Origin of the sequence: Roseibacillus persicicus, assembly GCF_014651675.1 — a bacterium.
In the GTDB taxonomy this organism is placed as follows: domain Bacteria; phylum Verrucomicrobiota; class Verrucomicrobiia; order Verrucomicrobiales; family Akkermansiaceae; genus Roseibacillus; species Roseibacillus persicicus.
The window spans coordinates 1-20,403 of sequence record NZ_BMXI01000002.1 but is presented as its reverse complement, the minus strand read 5'-3'; the positions used below and the strand labels follow the sequence as shown (position 1 = coordinate 20,403).

The 20,403-nt window shown below is 56.2% G+C and carries 13 protein-coding genes; 5 read left to right on the top strand and 8 right to left on the bottom strand.

Features of this window, described 5'->3' with window-relative positions; all coding sequences use genetic code 11:
* The coding region (locus IE099_RS02360; protein WP_194598365.1) for a LysM peptidoglycan-binding domain-containing protein at window positions 1-969 on the top strand (969 nt) is incomplete at its 5' end.
* On the opposite strand, the gene IE099_RS02355 is transcribed toward IE099_RS02360, so the two are convergent.
* A complete protein-coding gene (locus tag IE099_RS02355) occupies window positions 966-2,177 on the bottom strand; it encodes a BaiN/RdsA family NAD(P)/FAD-dependent oxidoreductase (protein WP_229809373.1) in 1,212 nt (403 codons plus the stop codon). The genes IE099_RS02360 and IE099_RS02355 overlap by 4 nt on opposite strands.
* Window positions 2,178-2,421: 244 nt before the next feature.
* Between IE099_RS02355 and IE099_RS02350 the strand changes: the two genes are divergently transcribed.
* Complete coding sequence (locus tag IE099_RS02350; RefSeq protein ID WP_229809353.1) at window positions 2,422-3,324, top strand: LamG domain-containing protein; 903 nt, start codon at window positions 2,422-2,424, stop codon at window positions 3,322-3,324.
* Here the strand turns inward: IE099_RS02350 and IE099_RS02345 are convergent.
* The 6 genes from IE099_RS02345 to IE099_RS02320 all read right to left on the bottom strand — a co-directional run bounded on the left by IE099_RS02345 (window position 3,321) and on the right by IE099_RS02320 (window position 15,884).
* Window positions 3,321-4,793, bottom strand: a complete 1,473-nt coding sequence (locus IE099_RS02345) for a potassium/proton antiporter (protein WP_189567019.1) — start codon at window positions 4,791-4,793, stop codon at window positions 3,321-3,323. The two genes, IE099_RS02350 and IE099_RS02345, sit on opposite strands and share 4 nt — an antisense overlap.
* Window positions 4,794-5,000: 207 nt before the next feature.
* Complete coding sequence (locus IE099_RS02340; protein ID WP_189567017.1) at window positions 5,001-5,684, bottom strand: YoaK family protein; 684 nt, start codon at window positions 5,682-5,684, stop codon at window positions 5,001-5,003.
* 106 nt (window positions 5,685-5,790) lie between these two features.
* Complete coding sequence (locus IE099_RS02335) at window positions 5,791-6,870, bottom strand: DNA glycosylase AlkZ-like family protein (RefSeq protein WP_189567015.1); 1,080 nt, start codon at window positions 6,868-6,870, stop codon at window positions 5,791-5,793.
* 4 nt (window positions 6,871-6,874) lie between these two features.
* Window positions 6,875-7,192: a hypothetical protein gene (locus tag IE099_RS02330; RefSeq protein WP_189567013.1), complete on the bottom strand. Its 318-nt coding sequence runs from the start codon at window positions 7,190-7,192 to the stop codon at window positions 6,875-6,877.
* Between the two features lie 248 nt (window positions 7,193-7,440).
* Entirely contained in the window at window positions 7,441-8,052 is a 612-nt protein-coding gene (locus tag IE099_RS02325) for a PEP-CTERM sorting domain-containing protein (protein ID WP_189567010.1), read from the bottom strand.
* 44 nt (window positions 8,053-8,096) lie between these two features.
* Window positions 8,097-15,884, bottom strand: coding sequence for a choice-of-anchor I family protein (locus IE099_RS02320; RefSeq protein ID WP_189567008.1), 7,788 nt, complete (start codon window positions 15,882-15,884; stop codon window positions 8,097-8,099).
* Between the two features lie 344 nt (window positions 15,885-16,228).
* Here IE099_RS02320 and IE099_RS02315 point away from each other — a divergent pair, with 344 nt between their 5' ends.
* The gene (locus IE099_RS02315) at window positions 16,229-17,509 is read left to right on the top strand and encodes a sulfatase family protein (RefSeq protein ID WP_345778120.1); all 1,281 of its coding nucleotides are present in this window, start codon (window positions 16,229-16,231) and stop codon (window positions 17,507-17,509) included.
* Window positions 17,510-17,587: 78 nt separating this feature from the next.
* Here IE099_RS02315 and IE099_RS02310 read toward each other — a convergent pair whose 3' ends face one another.
* Window positions 17,588-18,967 carry an integron integrase gene (locus tag IE099_RS02310; protein WP_189567004.1) on the bottom strand — a complete coding sequence of 460 codons (1,380 nt, stop codon included), beginning with the start codon at window positions 18,965-18,967 and terminating at the stop codon, window positions 17,588-17,590.
* Between the two features lie 159 nt (window positions 18,968-19,126).
* Between IE099_RS02310 and IE099_RS02305 the strand changes: the two genes are divergently transcribed.
* Both IE099_RS02305 and IE099_RS02300 read left to right on the top strand, forming a co-directional pair.
* Entirely contained in the window at window positions 19,127-19,513 is a 387-nt protein-coding gene (locus IE099_RS02305) for a hypothetical protein (RefSeq protein ID WP_189567002.1), read from the top strand.
* Window positions 19,514-19,696: 183 nt separating this feature from the next.
* Window positions 19,697-20,212 (top strand): hypothetical protein, encoded by a 516-nt coding sequence (locus IE099_RS02300; protein WP_189567000.1) that lies wholly within the window; start codon window positions 19,697-19,699, stop codon window positions 20,210-20,212.
* The last annotated feature ends 191 nt before the right edge of the window (window positions 20,213-20,403 follow it).

Genomic DNA, 20,403 nt, shown 5'->3' with positions numbered 1-20,403 from the left:
GAAGGTTCGGGACCACAGTCGGCCACCCCCCAGTCCCAGAGTGCCCCCGCCCCCGCCGCGACTCCTCCCCCCAGCCTCACAGAAGATCGCCTGAAGGACCAAGGCGAGCGCATCAGCCGTCTGGAAACCGAGCTCCACGAGATGCGGCTCCTCTTCACCAATCAATTGAAGAGAATTGAGGAAGTGGCCAATCGTCCGGCAGCTGCCCCAGCCCAAGCCTATCTTCCCCAACAACAGCCCCAACAAGTGGTCATCATGCCAAACAACCCGGTAGTCACTCACCGCTGGGACGAACAGGGAGGCCAATATCCCGCCACCGCCTCGACCCATCCCCGCGCCTACCGCGTTCAGAGCGGTGATACTCTTTCCGAAATCGCGGAAGCCCACGGCATTTCCCTAGGGGCTCTGCTCACCGCCAACCCCGGCACCGATCCCCTGCGCTTGCCCATTGGGAAGCAACTCACCATCCCCTCGGCTTCCCAGGCTGCGAACTACATGGCGGAGCTAAACACCCGGGCCCGCACTTACACCGTCCAGTCCGGCGACACTCTCTCCGAGATCGCAGAACGCTACGGAGTAGGCCTCAGCCAGCTCTTGGGCAGCAATCCTGGAATCGATCCCAGTCGCCTGCGGATCGGGAAAAAGCTCAACATTCCTTCCGTGAGAAGCCAAAGCCAACCTCAACAGGGCTATGCCTCTCCTCCCATGCGTTCTCTACAACAGCGGCAACAAGAACCTCAGTCCACTCCGCAGTCTTCACTCACTCCCCAGTATAAATCGACTCCCGCCAAGGAAGAGCCAACCCAGCGCATCCTCATTCGCGTTCCCAATACGACCACCTTTGGAGAAGTCGCAGCGAAGGTCGGCACCGACGTGGAGACCCTGAATCGCATCAACAAATGCGCCTTGTCCGCAAACTCCCGCATTTTCGCGAACGGAACCATTTACGTCCCGGCTCCAGAAAATTAAGCGTCCGCGGCTGGATTAAGAAAGCTCTCTGCGGCCTGCCCCGTCAGGGTCCCACTCGCGAAGCAGCCTTGCATGAGATAGCCGCCGGTCGGAGCCTCCCAATCGATCATCTCTCCTGCCACGAAGAGACCGGGCAACTTTTTCACCATCAGATCTTCGTCCAACTCGCACCACCTGACTCCCCCTGCCGACGATATCGCCTCCGCAATCGGGCGAGGGCCAATCAAGGGCAGCTGACAACGCTTGGTCACCTTGGCCAAAGCCTCCGCGGATTCGAACGGCCCGTAAAGACTCTCCAGAATCAAACAAGCCTCTGCACTCAACTTCCATCGCACCCTCGCCTCCGCCAGAAAGTTCCGCCGCGCCGACTCCATCTTGGCCACAAGCTTTTCCTCGGTAAAGGTGGGCTTGAAATCAATCTCCAGCACCGGCTCCTTCATGGCCTTCAAGGCCGGCCCCAGTTGATAGATAGGACCTCCTTCCAACCCGTAGCGAGTAATAACCAGCTCCCCGCGGGCCTCAACCTCACCCGCTCGCAGAACGAGGTTTTTGAGAGCCTTGCCCTCCCCTTCTTCCAAAACAGAGGACGCCCAAGGGACCTCCCATCCACAATTCGCCGAAGTCAAAGTGTTCACCGCTATCCCCAGCGACTCTAACAGGCCAACCCATGTTCCGTCCGATCCGGTCTGGGGCCATGAGCCACCTCCCATCGCCAACACAACCGCATCGGCATCTACCTTTTCACAACCATCGGGTGTCTCGAATTGCAAATGGAAGCGCTCCCCTTTCTCCAACCCCACGAGCCGATGGTTCACATGAAAGCTTACTCCCCGATTTTTCAAACGCCTCAACCAGGCCCGCAACAAGGGAGCCGCCTTCAAGGCCTTGGGATACACCCTCCCGCTGGATGCCACAAAGGTGCCCACATCCAACCGGGCAGCCCACCCCCGAAGGTCGGTATTGCTGAAAGCAGCCAGGGCCCGATCCCAGAATTCGGGCGGCTGTTCAGGCCCCCGGTATCGCGTGGCGAAGAGGCTCACATCCTCGGCATGCGTGATATTGAAGCCCCCTTTGCCCGCCACCAGAAATTTCCGCCCCACGGACCGCTTCGCTTCGTAGAGCGAAATCCGAATCCCTGCGGCAGCCGCAACCTCCGCCGCCCGAAGCCCGGCCGGGCCGCCCCCTACTATCACCAGATGCTTTTCCACAGTGCTCAAAGGGCCAGCTTAGGTCTATCGACTGACGCTGTCCATTCTAGTCCCCGCTGAGTTTGGCGCTCCCCGCAACTGGACCAGGCGGGAAATCTTTGCGTTTCTATTTCATCTTTTTCCTCTGCGGCAACATATCCGAGCCACAAGGTCGGAAAAAGCGACCGACAAAACCAGTTCGCGAATCACTCTGCAAAGCTCGTCCTTCCAACTGGTCGTTCAACACATCCCTCATCCTACCACTATGATAATCCGCCCACTTGCAACCTTGCTCCTCACCTTGCTCAGCCCGCTGGCTTTCGGTCAGGACGGTCCCTATTTCCAAAAAGATCAGGATCCCAAGCCCGAAGGGAAAACCTGGACCAAGGTGCATAAAATGTCTGATGAATTCCAAGGCAGCACCCTCGATTTATCCAAATGGCAGGCGAACCCCAAAGGAAACGGATGGAACTGGATCGGCCGTCCCCCGGCCCTCTTTCGTGCGGAAAACGTCGTGGTGAAAGACGGCAACATGAACGTCACGGTAGGCAAACTGGAGAAACCTCAGAAATTCGGCGACAGCGAATATAGCTATCAGGGCGCCATCGTCCGTTCCCATCACGCCGGACAACCCGGCTGGTATTTCGAGTGCCGGATGAAGGCCAATGCCACTGAAATGTCATCCACCTTCTGGCTCATGACGAAGGGCCAATCCGAGAAGAAGCTGGAGCTCGATATTCAGGAGTGTGTCGGACGCGTCAGCCCCAATGCTGATAGCTGGGTCAAAGACTGGGACCAAATTTTTCACTCCAACCTTATCCATCGCGTCAACCGTCACAATCCCACCAAGGTGCAACGCCAGGGACAAAAATATACCGATAGCAAGAATCACGAGCGATTCTTCGTCTATGCCGCCTGGTGGAAATCAACGGATGAAGTTCAATTCTTCCTCGACGGAAAGTATGTTTACTCCATCACTCCCAACGTGAAATGGGATGTCCCGGCCTTCATTCAGATGGCGATCGAGACCTATGACTGGAATCCCCTCCCCGCTGATGGCGGACTCGTCGCCAGCGGCAACTGGGAACAGCGCACCACGAAATATGACTGGGTGAGAACCTGGCGCTTGGTCGACGCAACTGCTCCTGCCTCCGCGGAAAAGGATTAACTTTCCTCTTCCGGAGCAGGAATCGGAATTGCTCCCATCAGTGCCTCGCGAATCGCCTCTTCCTCGATGGCAGGGGCGAGCACACTGACTTGGTCCCACCCCCTCAGCTCGGTCGATCCCTTCGGCAAGACCAATTCCCGTTCCCGTGTCACCAGCGTGATGACCGCACCTTGCGGCAGATCCAACTCGGCAATCTTCGCACCTCCAACGCCCTTGGGTCCGGGCAAGTCAACCACGATCATGTCCAAGTCACTGGCCGCCATCGTGACGAGCTCAAGGTTAAACAAAGGCCGTGGTCTCGCCGGCACAGTCAACTTGAGCCACCCGGCAAGTGGCCCCAGCGATCCCCCTTGCACCGCGACGGAAAGCAATACGGCGAAGAAGACCAGATTGAAGATCTCTTCCCCAGCCTCGATACCCGCCGCCATGGGATAGGTGGCAAGAACAATGGGCACTGCTCCACGCAGACCCGCCCAAGAGATAAAGACCTTGTTCCGCCAGCCCAATCGCATCCCCGCAGTCCCCACCAGCACAGCCAGTGGCCGGGCCAAAAAGGTCAGTACGAGAAAGAGCAGAATCCCCTCAAACCAAATCCCTGCCCATTCCCGAGGAAAAACCTGAAGGCCCAAGAGAACAAACATACCTATATTGGCCACGGTCGATACCGCCGAGGAGAAGTTAATCACTCCCTGCTTGTGAATGAAGGAGTGATTCCCCAGCACGAAACCCGCGATGAAGACAGCCAACATTCCACTGGTTCCAATCACCTGCGCCAACCCGTAAACCAAGAGTGCGATCCCCAATGTCAGGACATAGAAGTGCCCCCGATCCTGCGGAGTGAGATGATTGAACAACCACAAGGCCGCCCGGCCCATCAACCAACCCAGAACCGGGGCCGCGCCAAACTGCCAGAGAAAGTTCAGCACCATCATCGGAATCGGGGGATGCCCAACAGTCAGGCTCTGCACCACCGCAACCGTTAGCAGGATCGCCATCGGGTCATTGGCCCCACTTTCGATCTCCACCGTAGACGACAATTTCTTCGGCAAAGACTGCCGGCGCAGGATTGAGAAGATAGCAGCCGCATCCGTCGAGGAGACGATCACCGCCAAGAGGATGGCCTTCTCAAAACCCCACCCGAAAATCCCGTAGAGCACTCCAAAGGTCACCAACGAGGTCAGAATCACCCCCCAAGTAGCCAGCCCTCCCGCCGGCAAGGCCACCTGCTTGAAGTCGGCCTTCTTTGTTGAAATCCCGCCATAGAAAAGAATGAAGACCAAAGCCAGGTTCGCGACCTTGTTGGTAAGCACGATATCATCGAAATGCCAAAGATTGAGAACATCACTCCCGAAAACAATCCCCGCTCCCAACGCGATGAGAATCACAGGCACACTCCAACGGTCCAGCCACACTGCGGCCAGAACAACCGCAATGAGAATGATGGGGCCAATCAGGTAAACTACGTCCATGTAGCAAACTACCTAGTCTCATCCCAAGTCAAAGGAAAGTCCCACCGTCTAAAAAATTATTCTTCCCGCCTTCTTCGCCGACATCAAAAACAAGATCGGCACCCTGGATGGACCCGCTATGCCTCAGCACCCATCGAAAGGCAACAGAACGAACAACTCGATACTCCTCAAAGACAGTCAGGACCAAACGAACTGAAAGCTCATCTGCTAGTTTTCCTCAGCTAAAGATGACCGCGTCCGCTTGTAGATGCTCCAGAATACTCCGCTCAAGCAATAACCCACTCCGGCAGCAAGAATCCAATGTCGGCTTCCCCAGTGCAGAAGAATTCCACTAAGAATGGCACCAAGCAGAAATGAGAGGGTCAGCCAGACAGGAATTAAAATTTTCCAGCGTTCAATCTTATGCCCCCGCAGCTTCATCCCGAGATGGATGCCAAAGTCGGTGAAAAGCCCCGTCAAATGAGTCGTCCGCAAGACCACACCGCGATAGCGACTGGCCAGAGCGTTCTGAATTCCGCAAACCGCACTCGCAATGGCAATAGCCAGCAATGGCGAACGAAGATAGGCAAAGTGCGAAAGAACCAGACACAGACCCAGGGCGGAAAGAATTCGACCATAAGGCATCTTCATTTCCAGTGTCGGATGATGAAGAAGAAAGCCCGAAGTAGTCGCCCCAGTGACGAACCCTATGGTGGCCACAACCACATTCAATACCTCCTTCACCCCTTCGCTACCGAGCGCCGCAAAGCCGGAACCAATCCTCGCAATATCACCTGTTAGATGACTGACCGAAGTTCCCGTGGTGAGAATAAATCCGGTATTTAGAAACGAGGCCCCAAAGGCGAGGACACAGCCACCTAGAACCAACTGAGTCGGTGAGAATTGTTTCATCGTGCCCCCAAGGTGAAGTCTAACCTTTGCCTCCAAAAGCAAAGGCCTGCAATGCTTCTATCAAGCCTACGCCCTCCGTCAATTGTCGAGAATCTCTCTCCGACACCTATCGCGTCACTTCCCACGCCCCACTTTCCAAACCCAAAAAGACAGCCATCGCCTCAACCTCTTCTTCAAGCGCCTTTCGAAAACGCTGCTCGCGGGGACGGACACTGGCGAACCCTGGCTCCACCTCCAAACGCTTTCCCGTCACCTTCGCATTCACCCAACCGATCACCTCGTCTCTCCAGAGCAGAGGCATGGCGTAGTAGCCGCGCTCCCGCTTGGCTGCCGGCACATAGGCCTCGAAACGATAGCGCCAATTCCAAACTTGCTCGAAGCGTTGCCGGTTTCTCACCAAGAGGTCGAAGGGAGCGAGGATCCGAACTCGTTCCGGCACCCCATCCAGTTGCCACTCCTCACTCTTCCAAAGATAATTGATTCCTTCGACCATGAGTTCTTCCAGCTCTCCCTCTGCAATCAACTGCTCAACCGCCCTTTCCCTTTCGGCTCGCTTGGGAACCAGATGATTCAAAGCCTTCAACTCCGAGAGCAAAAAACTCTTCGTGGTGGGCCCGAAGATTCGCGCTGTTAGCAAAGTCAATCGCGAGAAGCGCTCAACGGGGTCGCGCTCTTCTTCTATCGCTTCGGCTGGGACCTGATAGATCCTGATTCCCTTCTCCCGCCGGCTCACCCGGAGAAAGCCATCATCGTGCAACTCCTCGAGGACGCGTTTTGTCTCCTTGGATTTGCCGCCCCAATAGTTTTTCACCGCGCGCTGCCCGAACTCATCGTCGAGGTCACGGGGATGTGCCTCGCCCAAGCGAGACACAGCGGCGAGAACTTCTTTCTCCAGCTCGGAGAGCCCTTCCCGGTTCCGTCCACGCAAGTCGCTCCACACTTCCGGCTTCATGAACCCATAGGCGAAAAGATACCCCTCTTCCGCATCCAAGTCTTCAAAACCTTCCTCCAAATCCCCCGCGCGATACCCAACCACTCGCTGTCGCAACATCAAATCCTGCGCCCGAGCGGGAGAGCGAATCGGGTCTGCCTGCACAAAATGCAACCTTTCCAAAGCGGTCGCCAAATCCGGAAATGCGGGAAACGACCCCGCAACCAACCGACGCTTAAACTCCGATAGCTTCATCTCGTCACGAAGCAAAAAGCCTGAACACCAATCCCAAGAAAACCGAAATCAGGAAATACCACAGACAAATCTTCAGACTCACCTTGCGACTCGTTTCACAAATTTTCTCGGTCAAGAAATAGAGCGCCACGAGTTCGATAAAGAATGTGAAGGGCCCCAATATGCCGCCCAGAATCAAATGGGAAAGTAATCTAACAATCGTCATCCCAATGACCACAATCCAAGTTTCCCGCAGACTCTCGGCAGAATTGGTCGACCTCGTGTAGAGCGTAATGAGAAACCACAGAATGGAGACGTTGATGATGGTGCCGAGAGCGAGCATGGTTGAGTCAGATAAAAGCCCACCCACTTCAAGTGGTCGGCTTCTCCTCGAAGCATCTCCCAGTCTGGCTTACCCAGTCAACCACCTCCTCTCTAAAAGCCATCGCGCATGACCAAAGCGCCGCCGTGACCCAAGTAGCCGGCAATCCCAGCTCCCTTTTGAGGCATAAAAAAAGCCCGCTTGTCTCCAAGCGGGCTTTCCTGAATCACTACCACTCAGCAGCGAACTGTAAACAGCGAGGCAGAAATCTATCGACGACGGCGCAGCACAAGCCCTAGGCCAAGGAACGCGAGAATGGCAGTAGCTGGCTCGGGAACCGCTCCGACCACGATCGCGGATTGAGGGTCGCTTTCGTAGGCCCATTCGTGAACCACTCCCCCGGGGGTATTGTTCGTCAGGGTCACCCGCATCCAGCCGGGATGTAAGGTTGAGGTTCCGTCGGGACTGAAGAGAAAGCCGAGGTAAGCGGACTCCCCCACAAAGAAGTCATCCGCGCTCTCCGCAAAGACCTCCTGATTCGCACCGAGGCCCGCAGGTCCAGTGATGGAAGTTGCCACCTCTACCGAATCCCCCGGCAGCAACTTGACGACCGCACCAGTCGCGGAGGACATTTGGCGAACCGGCAAGAATCCTCCACCTGTAAAAAGACCGGTTCCTCCGAGGGTGAAATTGACCTCGTTAGAGTCTTCCAAAATCGTGGCGACCGAACTCAGCCCTGGCTGGTCGATGTCGATGAAGACTCCATCAAGGTCACCGATACCAGTGGCGACGGGAATCGGGATATCTTGGATTCCACTCCAAATGACTGCCGCCTGAGAGTTCAAAGCGAGTCCGAGGAAGAGAGCAATGCGTGTTTTCATAGTGATATTTCTTTTAGCAATAATTGGGTTGTTCGTCTTTCTCCTTACCCCTCGGGAACCGCTGCGGTGTCGACCTTCATCCGGAAGAACTGGGCCTTCTCCGCATCGGGAGTGAAGATGGGGAACTCCACCTGCACGACCTCCATCTCGCCATCTTCGCCGACCACAACCGGAACCACAGCCGCATCATACCACTGGGTGCCCAGCTTGCTTTGCGAAGTGTATTGCGGCGTGTAAATCAGCCCCTGTCGGGCGAAGTCTTTCCGGCGAAGGAAGTTGGCCGTGAAGCTGACCCCATTGCTCGTGACCGCGAGGTCAAAGAACTCTCCGCCACGGGCGAGGACTTCTCCATTTTCCCCCAACTGCAAGATGTCATCGTCTGCTCCGGGATTGAGTCCATAGGCATACTCGAAGAGCAGGTCCATTTGATCGCTATCCGAGTGTTCGCCAAAGGCTTCGCTAAAGACCGCAAGAGAGACGCCACCTAAGACCTCGTCCTGACGGTCTCCCAAGGACTGAATCCGAAGGTCCGCCATCGGGGGCAGATCCGCTTCCTCATACGGGGTGGACTCGGGGAAACGACTGACCAAGTATTCCGCGAGGGCATCTTGCTCGGAATAATCATCCGCGAACTGGGCCACTCCGGTGCGCACCTCATCACGAGTGATCACCACCGGATTGATTCGGCTCACTTGCTCGGGCGAGGCCACCGCTCGAGGAGCCTCCGGCGTTCCTGGATCGGTGTTGTAGTTGGGGAAAGGATATCCATCCCCTGCCCCGATAAAGTTGCCAGCATTGTCGAAGTTGGGACGGGAAAGGAAGTCCAGGGTGACGATGCGGAAGGTCTCGTCAGGGTCTCCCACAATCTGACCATCCATCGCTAACACGTCGGTGACCTCTCCCGACTCGTTCACCAAGACGGCATTCACGATGCGCGGACTACTCGATTGGTCGTAGCTGAATCGCACCCCGCCCACTTGGGAGAACTGTCCACTCACTCCGGGAATGGCTTCGATACCATGCTCGAGCAGAGCCACGATCTCGGCCTTTGTTAGAGTCAGAAGAATGAGGTTGTTGTTGAAAGCGAGCGCGGCTTGAATCGCGTTCTGGCTGATTCCTCCCGCAGGACGTCCGCTCAAGGGATTGGCTGCTGGTGCCAAACGGCTGGCTACGGTGTCACCCGGGAGAACCACGGTCTCCCCGATGCTGGCCCGAATGCCACCTCCATTCTTAATGGACATCACAACCGTGGGGTCCACTTCCCTAGCAGCCGCCAAATTGGCATCCGCCGTCAGATTCCCGAGGTTGGTTTCCTGGGTGCGCACTCCATCGGTCGGCCCCCCGGAACGATTGCCATTGAGGAACTCGGTCGTGACGCCGAAGTAGTTGCCATCGGTCATGATGATTTGGGCTTCGATGGCATCGGCAATGCTTTGAATCTCCGGATCCACAAAGGCTGCCGCGTCGAGCTCTGCCACCCCCTGCTCGTCGGTGGCATAGGCGCCACTGATGGTCGGGTCATAGCTTTCTGGAATCAGAGTTCCCGTGGCGTCAAAGTCGATCACCAGGCGCCCCAAGTATTTGTAGGACCCATCGGTGTTCACAATAGCCACCGGCTGACCATCCGCGTCGTGGCTCATCAGCGGATACGCCCCCTGATAGCTATCACCCGAACGGATGCGATCCTCTTCGTCGAAGAGGCGGGTGTTCGATCCTCCGGCCACAATGATGTCCACCTCCCGAAGGCGGGTGGCCAAGGCCTGCTCGATATCGATACGCTGCATGTGGGCGAGCAAGATGACTTTGTTAATGGAAGCATCCGTCGCAAGCAAAGCGTCGACATCCTCCTGAATCACCGCCGCCAGTTCATCCAGCTCGAAGCGGCTGGGAGACCCTGCAAAAGGTGCGGGCGTGATGCCAATCGAACCAGGGCTGGAGATGGAAGCAAGGGTCGGAGTGGTCGCGGCGACGACTCCGATCTTTTCCCCATTCACCTCAATAACCGTAGTAGCCGCCACGCGCCCGCCAACCGGAGGCTGATGGTCGGCAGTGACCAAGGGAGCCATCGCAGCGTCCGTGGCAAAGTTCAAGTTGCCGGAAAGATAGGGAAAGCTCGTTCCCGCGTAGTCCGAATCGAGAATCGCCCCCGTTGCCGAACCGTCAATCAGTCCGGCCAACATTTCGGTGCCAAAGTCGAACTCGTGGTTCCCCAGCGCAACGGCCTGAATTCCCAACTCGTTCTGAATCTGAATGTCCGCAATGCCCGCCGAGCCATAAACCGCAGCCGATGCTTCGTAGAAGAGCCCGGGAATGATGGCGTCACCGGACGACAAGGTCAGCGAGTTGTCGGGCAATCCGTCTGCACCTAAATCATCCGCCCGCAACTTGTTCAAGATGGCAGAGAGACGCGGCGCATCACCCACTGCATTGACCGAGGCCTCTTGGTCAGCCAAGTGGAAAAGCTCGAGGGTGAAGGGAGGATTGAACTCATAAGTCGTTAGAGTGTTGCTGGCCTCGTTGGTGACTAACAGCAGAGGCGTGCCAATGGGGCTCTCGCTTGCCTGGACAAAGACCAGTCCCTCCGGCGCTTGGTCACCAGCGGTGCTGAGATACTGCACGAAGCAGACCTTGTTCACATCAGTGACGTTATAAACCATGATGCCGCCCACTCGCTCGAGCCCGATGAAGGCATAGGTCTGACCATTGACCACACCAGTAGTGAGACCTTCCGGCTCGGGACCTTTGTCGTCGGACCGCGCATCGAACTCACCAGGGTCGCTTTCGTCAGAGTTGAAAAGCTCGGGCACCAAAGCCGCCGTGATGACCTCGAAGTCGCTGCCACTGTCGTAGATCTGATTGCCCGCGCTATCATAGATGGAAAACGAGCGCGCCCCGAAGGAGTGCAGGACATCAATGTCACCATCGCCATCCACGTCACCATCCACGTTGGAGAACTTGAGTCTTCCCAAATTATCATCGTCAAAGAGCGAAGCATCCGGAAACGCGGTCTCATCCACATTCAGGCTACCTCCGCGAGTCTCGTCCACCGCACGTCCATCGCCCTCGTTGGCAATGATGAAGTAGGTTTCGCCACCCGCTTCGTAGGTCTTGATGTGATCAGGCATATACATTCCGAATATGGGCCAAGGCTGGATATTGATGCGCCCCTCTTCGCTTTCCCCGGGAACATCCCGATTGCTGGCATCCAACGCGTTGCGAACCAAGCTATGATCCTTCAAGCCCAACGGGAGAATTTCGGTGAAGGTGGCATTGGCTATATCGAGCACTGCGACCGCGTTGTTTTCCTGCAAAGTGATGTAGGCAAAAGAGTCATCCTCCGTGATGGCGATCGCTTCCGGCTCGAGGTCTTGCGAGACAGTGAGCTCCTCATCCTCATCTACGAGAGTCTCCGTAGCAGTGACATTCGGGAAAAGACGCACTCCCGCCGCCCGCAAGTCATCAGCCTGACTATCGAAGGCATTGAAGTCGGCAATCACCCCTGTCGCGGAAGCCACTCCCCCGCTCAGGTCGATGATGCTCACCGAGCCTTCGGGGTTAGGGAAAATCAGAGGGTCGTTTTCCTCGGGGTCCGCAGACTGACCTTCGTTGGCCACCAGCAACTTGGTGCTATCGTGGGTAAAGACGATTTGGTCCGGCAAGGCCCCCACCGTTACGGTATTGAGAAGGGCTCCGGTGGAATCATGGAACTGAACCGAACCCGGCAGAGTCTTGTCCGTGGCGTTGACCACCGCGATGGCAATCACTCCAGTCCCGGGCTGAACCGCAGTAGAGGTGATCTCAGCACCGTCGGCAAAGATGGTTTCGCTGACCACTGGATTCTCAGGGTCAGTGAGGTCGACGGTTTGCAGGCCGTCCCCCGAAGTGACGTAGACCATTTTCGACGCCACATCATAAGCGCCAATCTCAGCTCCACGCGGCAGAGTCGCCGTGCTGAGTGCAGTGAGAACTTCGTAACCTTTTTCCGGCTCCTCAGTTGGAACGGGAAGACCTTGGATTCTACCGGGCGAACCGATTTGCTCTTGGTCCGCGAAGGCGGCGAAGGCTCCGTGCAAGCCGACGATACTCAAACGAGTCAACTCCGCTTTCTCGAGACCAGCGGCGTTGTCGAAGGTCGCGTAAGGCCCCTCGGGAGAAGCGCCAAAGAAGACATTGGCGCGACGGTTCCCTTCGCTGTCGAAGAGGTTGACCGCATCCCCATTGCCACTGAGACCGATTCCGCTCCCGGAGTAGCTTCCAATCTGCAGCGCAGCCGGAGCCCGGTCACCAAACCAAAGAGAAAGGAACTCCGCGCGGAGGGACTCCAAGTCTTCGGGAGTATTCGCCTCGATGAAAATCACGGACTCACCGGCAGCCAAAGTAGTGATGCCATGCAAGGGCACCGCCGTGGTCGAGGACTCCGAGTTGTCATCATAGCTCCATCCTTCGATGCTGACTTCGCGTGCAGTCAGGTTAGTTACCTCGAACCAATCAGCGTCGATGTCCCTACCGCTGCTCCAAGGGGCCACCTCGGAAACAATGAGCGCTCCCGTTGTTCCAGGCGAACCGATTTCGACGCCATTGGCAGCTAGGAACGCTCCATACCGGCCTTCCTCGCTCAAGAAAGCAATCTCAACCTCGTCGAGGCCCGCGCTGTTATCGAAGGTCGCAAATGGTGCCGCTTCCGGCGAGGGCCCGAAGGCGAGGCGAGTCTGCAAGGCCCCGGAGGCATCGTAGATATTCACCGCATCCCCACCCGTGCCGAGTCCGGGTCCATCGTAAGTGCCAATCTGCAAACCAGCCGGAGCACTCTCTCCGAACCAGTTGCTGAAAAAGTTCGCTCCGATACTTTCCAAATCCGCCAGCGCGCCATCGATGAAGACCACCGACTCGCCGGGAGCGATGCTAGGGACCCCCTCCAGGAAAGCCCCTTGCCCGAAGCTGTCGGAGTTGTCGTCCATCTTCCAACCCGTCAGGTCGATGGTCGAATCCGAAGTGTTGGTGAGCTCGAACCAGTCCGCGCCCACCTCGCTATTGCCGCTCGACCAGGGAGCAACCTCGGAGACGATGACCGCAGGACCAGTCACGGTTTCATCTATCAGGTCGGTAACGACGAGGATGAAGGGAACCGACGCATCCGGGCTTCCTCCCACCGTTACATCATCGACTTCGATGCTGATGGAGTAGCTGGACTGGATTTCGAAATCGAGAGAGGTTCCCGCTTTGACAAAGAGCTCACTGTTGACGACCTCGAAGAAGTCAGCGTCCACTCCCGAGACGGTCACTTCGTTGCTGCCCAGACCATCATCGGTGATGATGATGTCGGCGACCTTCAGACCGGATTGAGTGTTGGTGTTTTCAATCACCGAAGTGACCGCATTGTTGAGCGCGACTTCCGTAGGAGCTTGATTAGGTCCAGTGGCTGCCTTGTAGACCCACAACTGCGGACGGTCGATGCTACCTCCGCCATTTTCGTTCACAATGTAGATGAACCCGTCATGGTCCATTACGATGCCCTCATGCTGTTGGTCCGCGACCGACAAGGGATTACCCGGGTCAGAGGCAATATTGAGAGTGCTCAAGACATTGCCCGCGCGGTCGATGTGCACCACGCGACCATCTTCCTGCCCCAATACCAGAAGGCTTCCGGCATAGCGGTTGGGCAAATTGGAAAGGGCGAAGACGTCCGCCACGTCCGTCATCCCCAAAAGCACAGGATCGAACAGGTTGACCGAATCCTCCGTGGTGGCCGAACCATTGCTGGCGGTCCCGTTCTCAAAATCGACATCAGTTTGAAAAATCCCGATGGGGTCCTTCTCCCGCAGCACCACAAAGCCGCCGGTCAGCGGGTCAAAGGACAAACCCTCAGTCCCGATATTGGGAACAAAGGTGCCAATCTTGACCACCTCGGTATCCGCCCGCGTGAGAGTGGCACCAGCCACGTAGGTGAACTTGACCAACTGGCGGTCGCGTTCCTCTGTAAAAACAAACTCCCCGTTGCCGATGTAAGTGACGCCTTCCGGGTCGTAGAAATCCGTTCCCTGCGGACTGGAACCGAGGGCCAGGGTCATGGTGCTGAGAAGCTCGCCCGTCTTGGAAACCTCCGTCACCGACTGCCCGCCATCGCCCACGAGGAAGAGACTGTCTGTGTCCCAATTGTAGGCCACGCCTGAAGCTTCCTCGGCCAACAAGTTGTCAGTCGGAGCGGTGGTGCGGGACGGCTCGGGCAAATCATAGCGCCCCACCCGCACGTAGATGGAAAGGTCAACCGCTGCACCCAAACGTCCGGGCGACCCCAAGTCCTCAGAATCAGGTCCAGTGAAAGTTCCGAAGTTGGAACCGGTTGCCGCCGTGTAGCGCGGTGCATCAAATCCCGAGGAAGGCACCCACACCGCCGCTTGGAAGGCTTCCGCTCCCCCGGAGGCAATGCCGGCGTGTCCCGGGTCCTCCGCATTGTTCGGGTCAACGGGATCTTCGCCGAGGGACGGGTCCCCATTTTCTAGTGCAAAGTCACCCACCGCGTAGCTGAAGAAGAATATCTCGTTCCCACCTGCATCGAAGAAAGACACCCCGTCTCCCTTGCCAAGGCCGGGACCTCCCACGGCTTGAAAAACCTGCACCGACTCATCCAGCCCCCACCACTGACGAAAAACGGTGGGATCGGTTTCGGTAAAAACCACGGACTCGCCCGACGCAATCGAGCTGCCCTCCGGCAAAGCCCAGTCTGCCGCCGTAGTGGCATCGCGCCCGCTGTCGTGCCAAGAGTATCCACTCAGGTCGACCGCCGCGGCCCCGAAGTTGGTCAACTCCCAGTAATCCTCCGCCCCGTCGGGTGCGGTGCCGGATTGATTCGAAAGCACCTCGGTCAACATCAGGCGCTGCGAGAAGGTATCGCCATCGTCCTCCACCGTGATAGAGAAAGTGGCAGGCAACCCACCGGCCGCCGTGGCCGTCAGGTCAAAGGTCTGGTCCCCATCCGGGAACGCATCATCCGCCGGAGTCACCGCAAAGACAGCCGCAGCCTGTCCTGCCGGAATGGTCACACTGGCTGGCACAGTCGCTTCGGTGATGTCTCCCGAGAAAAGATTGACCACCAGCTCCTCGGTCGTATCCCCCGTGCGAGTCACCGTCCCTTCCACCAAGTCAGAAGAACTCTCAGAGAAGGCCGGGGGAGCAACGGTGAGTGAGAGCTCGAAGTCCGGCCCCGTGTAGTCGAGATGAGCCGAACCCGGTGAGCCGGCATTGTTGTCCCCTGCTGGCGAAATCGTTCCATTCAAGAACCCATCCGCGAAGGTGTAGCGCGGATTCTCCGTCCCAAAGAGCGGATCGAGCACCAAGGACTGGGTCGCGAGACTTCCTCCCGCCGAAAGCCCAGCGTGCCCCCCTTCCGCAGGACTGCCATCGGACTTGGTGAACCCCTCCGCATCGTAGCTAAATGTCAGAACAAGTTCGGTGGCATTAAAAAGATTGATAGCATCACCACCACCCAATCCGGGAGCCCCTTCGTCAAAGAGGACCTGCACCGCTGCATCCAGATTCCAGTAAGCCCGAAACTCGGCCTCGTCCACTCCGGTAAAAATGAGCGACTCTCCGGGCGCAATCGTGGTGCCATCCGGAATCACTATTGTTCCCAAGACCGCGCTATCGTCATCCCACGACCAACCGGTCAGATCGACCGACGATCCTCGCACATTGGTCAGCTCCCAGAAATCGCCACCATCGCCATTGGACTTCAGCTCGGTGACGAGCAAGCCGGATTGGGCGCTTGCGGAAGAGGAAAAAAGAACAGTCCCCAGACAGGCTGTTAGAAGGGTGCTCACTCGTGAAGTTGCCATACGCCGCGAGGTTCAATCAGGAACTCCTCCAGCCCGCCTGCCTTTTGTTTTAACAGTTTCGTCACTGTCAACTTCGTCACTCGCCAGTGATTGCCCCTTCTCAGAAACCGAACAAATTCGTCGGTTCCCGTAAAGAAACGGCTGGCGAGAGGGTATAAAACGGCACTTCCAATTAAACACAATACGTTCAGGATTTTGCCAAAACGAGAGCGCAACCGAAGAAGGGTTGTTCTTCGCCGCCGCTCTCAAGGTGTCCAAAAACGAACTCACCCTCCATGAAACGTCTCTTCGCCCCAGCGGCCATCCTGCTCGCCGCCCTCAGCTCTCTTTGTCCCGCCAAGCCCATGAACGTAGTCTTGCTCTACGCAGATGACTGGCGCCACGACACCCTGGGAGCAGCCGGCAATCCCATCGTGCTCACCCCAGAGCTCGATGCCCTCGCAAGGGAAGGCGTGCGCTTCACCGAGAACTGCGTGACAACCGCCATCTGCGGAGTCAGCCGCGCCTCCCTCTTCACCGGACAATGGATGTCGCGTCACGGCAACGTCAGCTTCAAGCCCTTCAAGACCCCTTGGGAGGAAACCTATCCCGGCATCTTGCGCGACCAGGGCTACTACGTCGGCCACGTGGGCAAGTGGCACAACGGGAAGCACCCCACCGACAAGTTTGACTTCGGCCGCTTCTATCACGGCCGTCATTGGATCGACATGCCCGACGGCTCGAAGGTCCACGTCACCAAGCGCAACGAAAACGACGCGCTGGAATTTCTAACAGAACGCCCCAAGGACCAACCCTTTTGCCTCACCCTGGCCTTCTTCGCCACCCATGCCGAGGACCACAACCCCAAGCAGTTTCTTCCCCAACCGGAAAGCATGAAGCTGTATGAAGACCTCACCATCCCCGTGCCGATCAACGCGACCGAGGAATCGTGGCAAAACCTCCCCGACTTTTTCAACGAAAAGAACGAGGGCCGCAACCGCTGGCACTGGCGCTTCGACACTCCGGAGAAATTCCAGAGCATGATGAAAAACTACTACCGCCTCGCCACCGAGGTGGACACCGTTTGCGGACTCGTCCTCAAGGAACTGGAGAAGCAAGGCGTCCTCGACGAGACCCTCGTTATCTTCACCACCGATAATGGTTACTACCACGCCGAACACGGACTGGCAGACAAGTGGTATCCCCATCAGGAAAGCATTCGGGTGCCCCTCATCATCCGCGATCCCCGCATGCCCGAGGAGAAGCGCGGCACCACCAACAACGACTTCACGCTCAACGTCGATCTCGCGCCCACCATCTTGGCCGCGACCGACTCTCACATTCCCGAGACCATGCAGGGTCAGGACATCGCCCCGCTCTATCTGGCGGAAACAAAGCCGGAATGGCGGACAGAGTTCTTCTACGAGCACGCCACCCTGCAGAAAGCCAGCTTCATCCCCGCCTCCGAAGCACTCGTCCGCAAAGACTTTAAGTACTTCTACTGGCCCGAACAAAAGGTGGAGCAACTCTTCGACCTCCGCACCGATCCCCACGAAGAAAACGACCTCATCAACAGCGCGGAACATGCCGAGAAACTCGCCGAGATGCGCTCCCAGTTTGCCAAGCTCAAAGCCGCAGCTCGTTAAAAGCCTCACTCCAAAAGGCCACTCTCTCCCCCATTCATCAAGCCTCCTTACCTGACCAGCAGGCAACCGCCCGGGGAGTCACCCAAGCTTCCAGAAATCGAGCGGGCTCTGCATCTCCTTCTTCGACAATGTCGGCACCGTCTGGAGATAGATCATCGTAGTCTTGATATCGCTGTGACCCAGCATCTCTTGAATCGACCGGATATCATAGCCATGCACCAAGAGATGGCTCGCGAACGAATGACGAAAGGTATGGGCCGAAACCCGTTTATGAATCCCCGCCCTTCGGATTGCCGCCTTCAACCGCTTGCTAAAGCTCGTCTCATGCAGATGAAATCGCCGCAGTTCGTCTTTCTCCGGAACTTGGGTGAGATTCTCTTGCGGAAACAAAAATTGCCACGGCCACTCCTTCATGCGCGTAGCCCACTTTCGCGGGCTCCCAGTTTCCGGCGGAAAAGCACCCGCATAACCCTCAGCCAAATCCTCCTCATAGAGAGTCCGGCACTGTTTCAATTGCGCCCTCAAGTCATCGACCAAAACCTTCGACAGCGGGACCGCTCGGTCCTTGCCCCCCTTCCCCCGATGAATCGTCACCCTCAATTGGTCAAAATCAAGACTCTGAACCCGAAGCGAAAGACACTCCGTGAGACGAAGACCCGAACCGTAGAGCAATTGCGCCACCAGCAGCGAGGTTCCCTCCATCTCAGAAAAAACCATCGCTATTTCCTCCTCACTCAAAATCACCGGAACGTAGCGCCTTCTCTTCACCCGCTGGACCCCATACGGCTCAAACGGCTGATCAAGAACCTTGCGAAAGAGAAACAACAACGCATTGAAAGCCTGATTCTGGCTGGAAGCCGATACCTGCCGCTCCCGGGCCAGATAAGTTAAGTATGCGGCGGCAGATTCAGAAGAAACCTCTTTTGAATCGGCTTCTGCCAGAAAGGTCTCATATCCACGCAAATGCCCCAAATAGGACTTCCGAGTGGTCCGGGCATACTGACCGCTGGCAAAGCAATCCTCCAAGCGATGATAAAGCACCTCCCAAGAAAGCTCGGATTCGGCAGGACCTGTCTCTTTGGCTATTTCCCCCCTTTGAATTCCCTTTCTCTTTACCGCGATCTTCGCAGGCACGGGTTCAGGTTGCACCACCATCTCGTCCTTCCCCTCATTGCTTGTCACTTCAACCCCTTTTCGGAATTGTGGCAAAAGCTCTTGGAGGATTTGAACCGCCGTCCGAGCCTGTTGCTGGAGCTCTGGCCCCTGCCCTTTCGACGCAATCTTCTGCAGAAAAAGCGGAATCGAATCCGGTTCCCGAGGAGAACTTCCTGACTTCAGGCAAAAATCGATAAAGAACCGGCACCATTTCAAAGAATGACCCACCTCTGTTCGACTGAACTGACGGCGAGCCAACTCCTGCCTCAAAACGGCTTCGATCTGACGTGGAATCGTGTGCATGGAATGATATCAAGGGGCTCGATATCACCCCTTTTCAGAATGATATACAGCCAAGAAATAAAGCGAAACCTTGACTTCGGCCATATTTTTCAACATTTTCTGTAAAGATTTCTGGAGATATCCAGGGGTCTGGATAATAACTTGTTCGGCTGAAAAATTATGAGTGATGCCTTGTTAGCGATTCTAATAGTTTGGATGGGGTTGAGTGTGAATGTCGTTTTGTCAGAAGAAGGAGGGGTGCTCAATGAGGAAGGTCAGGTCTACGACGGAATTAATATTGGATACCTCCATATGCCGGGTTGGACTGTTCTAGCCGATTCGAGTTCAACTCCAGACGGACAGGTGAAGGTCGTTTTCGACTCCGGCGGAGTCCGTATTGGTGAAAGGTGGATTGGGCAGATCTATTTCGATGAGGGAGAACTTCTAGTGAAGAAGAAGGGGGCAACGAGTAGGCTGCTGAAGGGGAAATGTGAACTTGGAATTTTAAGAGCTAAGATTGTATTCGAAGATGGAACAGTGGTGCATTTTGGTAAAGTGACCTGCTAGTCGTTTCTCGTGGAATGAGGACAGGGGAGTTCAAACGGACGCAGAACCTGTGCCGAACAATGCGCCGCTGCCGAACCCGACCGCGCTGGACCCTACCTTATTGACAGCATATTTGAATACTGTAGAAGTAGTGAAGCTCTCTGAACGGTCGGTTCGGCAGGGCTGGAACGTTCGGCATAGAATATGAATAGTAGTGTCCGCTGGGCAATCTTAGGCTTTGTGGCTCTGGTCGTAGCTATTGCAATCGTCCTATCCAGTAGTAAACGGACATCACTTGGGAATCCCGCAGCAGGTAATGTTGCTGACCAATCAAATAATAAGAGTGCTTCCGACGTGGTAAAAAATTCGCGACAGGGTCAGTCTGATAGCGGGTCTGAGATTACTAAATCTACGAAATCAAACCGAAAGAACCGTGTCCGTGAGCTTTCGGAAGCAGAAGTTCAATATCTGACGAAAAGGTGCCAGATCCTAGAGAGTATCCAGGGTTTGATGAAGGAAGGTTTGAATACTAGGCATCCAGCCGTAAATTCGAAGATTAAGGAGTTGTCACAGATTCGTGATAGAGAATTGACTGTCTATTTAGGTGAGCCGGACATCGAAGCAATGGGAACACGTAGTAAAGATGTATTGACAGCTATTGAGGACGAACTAGAGGTCCTTGAAAGGTTTGGAATCGAGCCCACCAGTTCCAAGCGATAGATGCCGAAGAATGCGCAGCACCACAAATCTGACCGCGTTGGTGGGTCGGAGGCTTTACTGAAGGAGGGAAAGTGGTAGAAGTGGTGAAAGCGCGCTGAGTCGGTCGGATTGGGTGTGCTGCTATGAGGCTTTTATTGTCGAGTGTGTTTTCTCGGTTTTTTAGTTGGTGAGGTTTGAAAGATTAAAGAGAT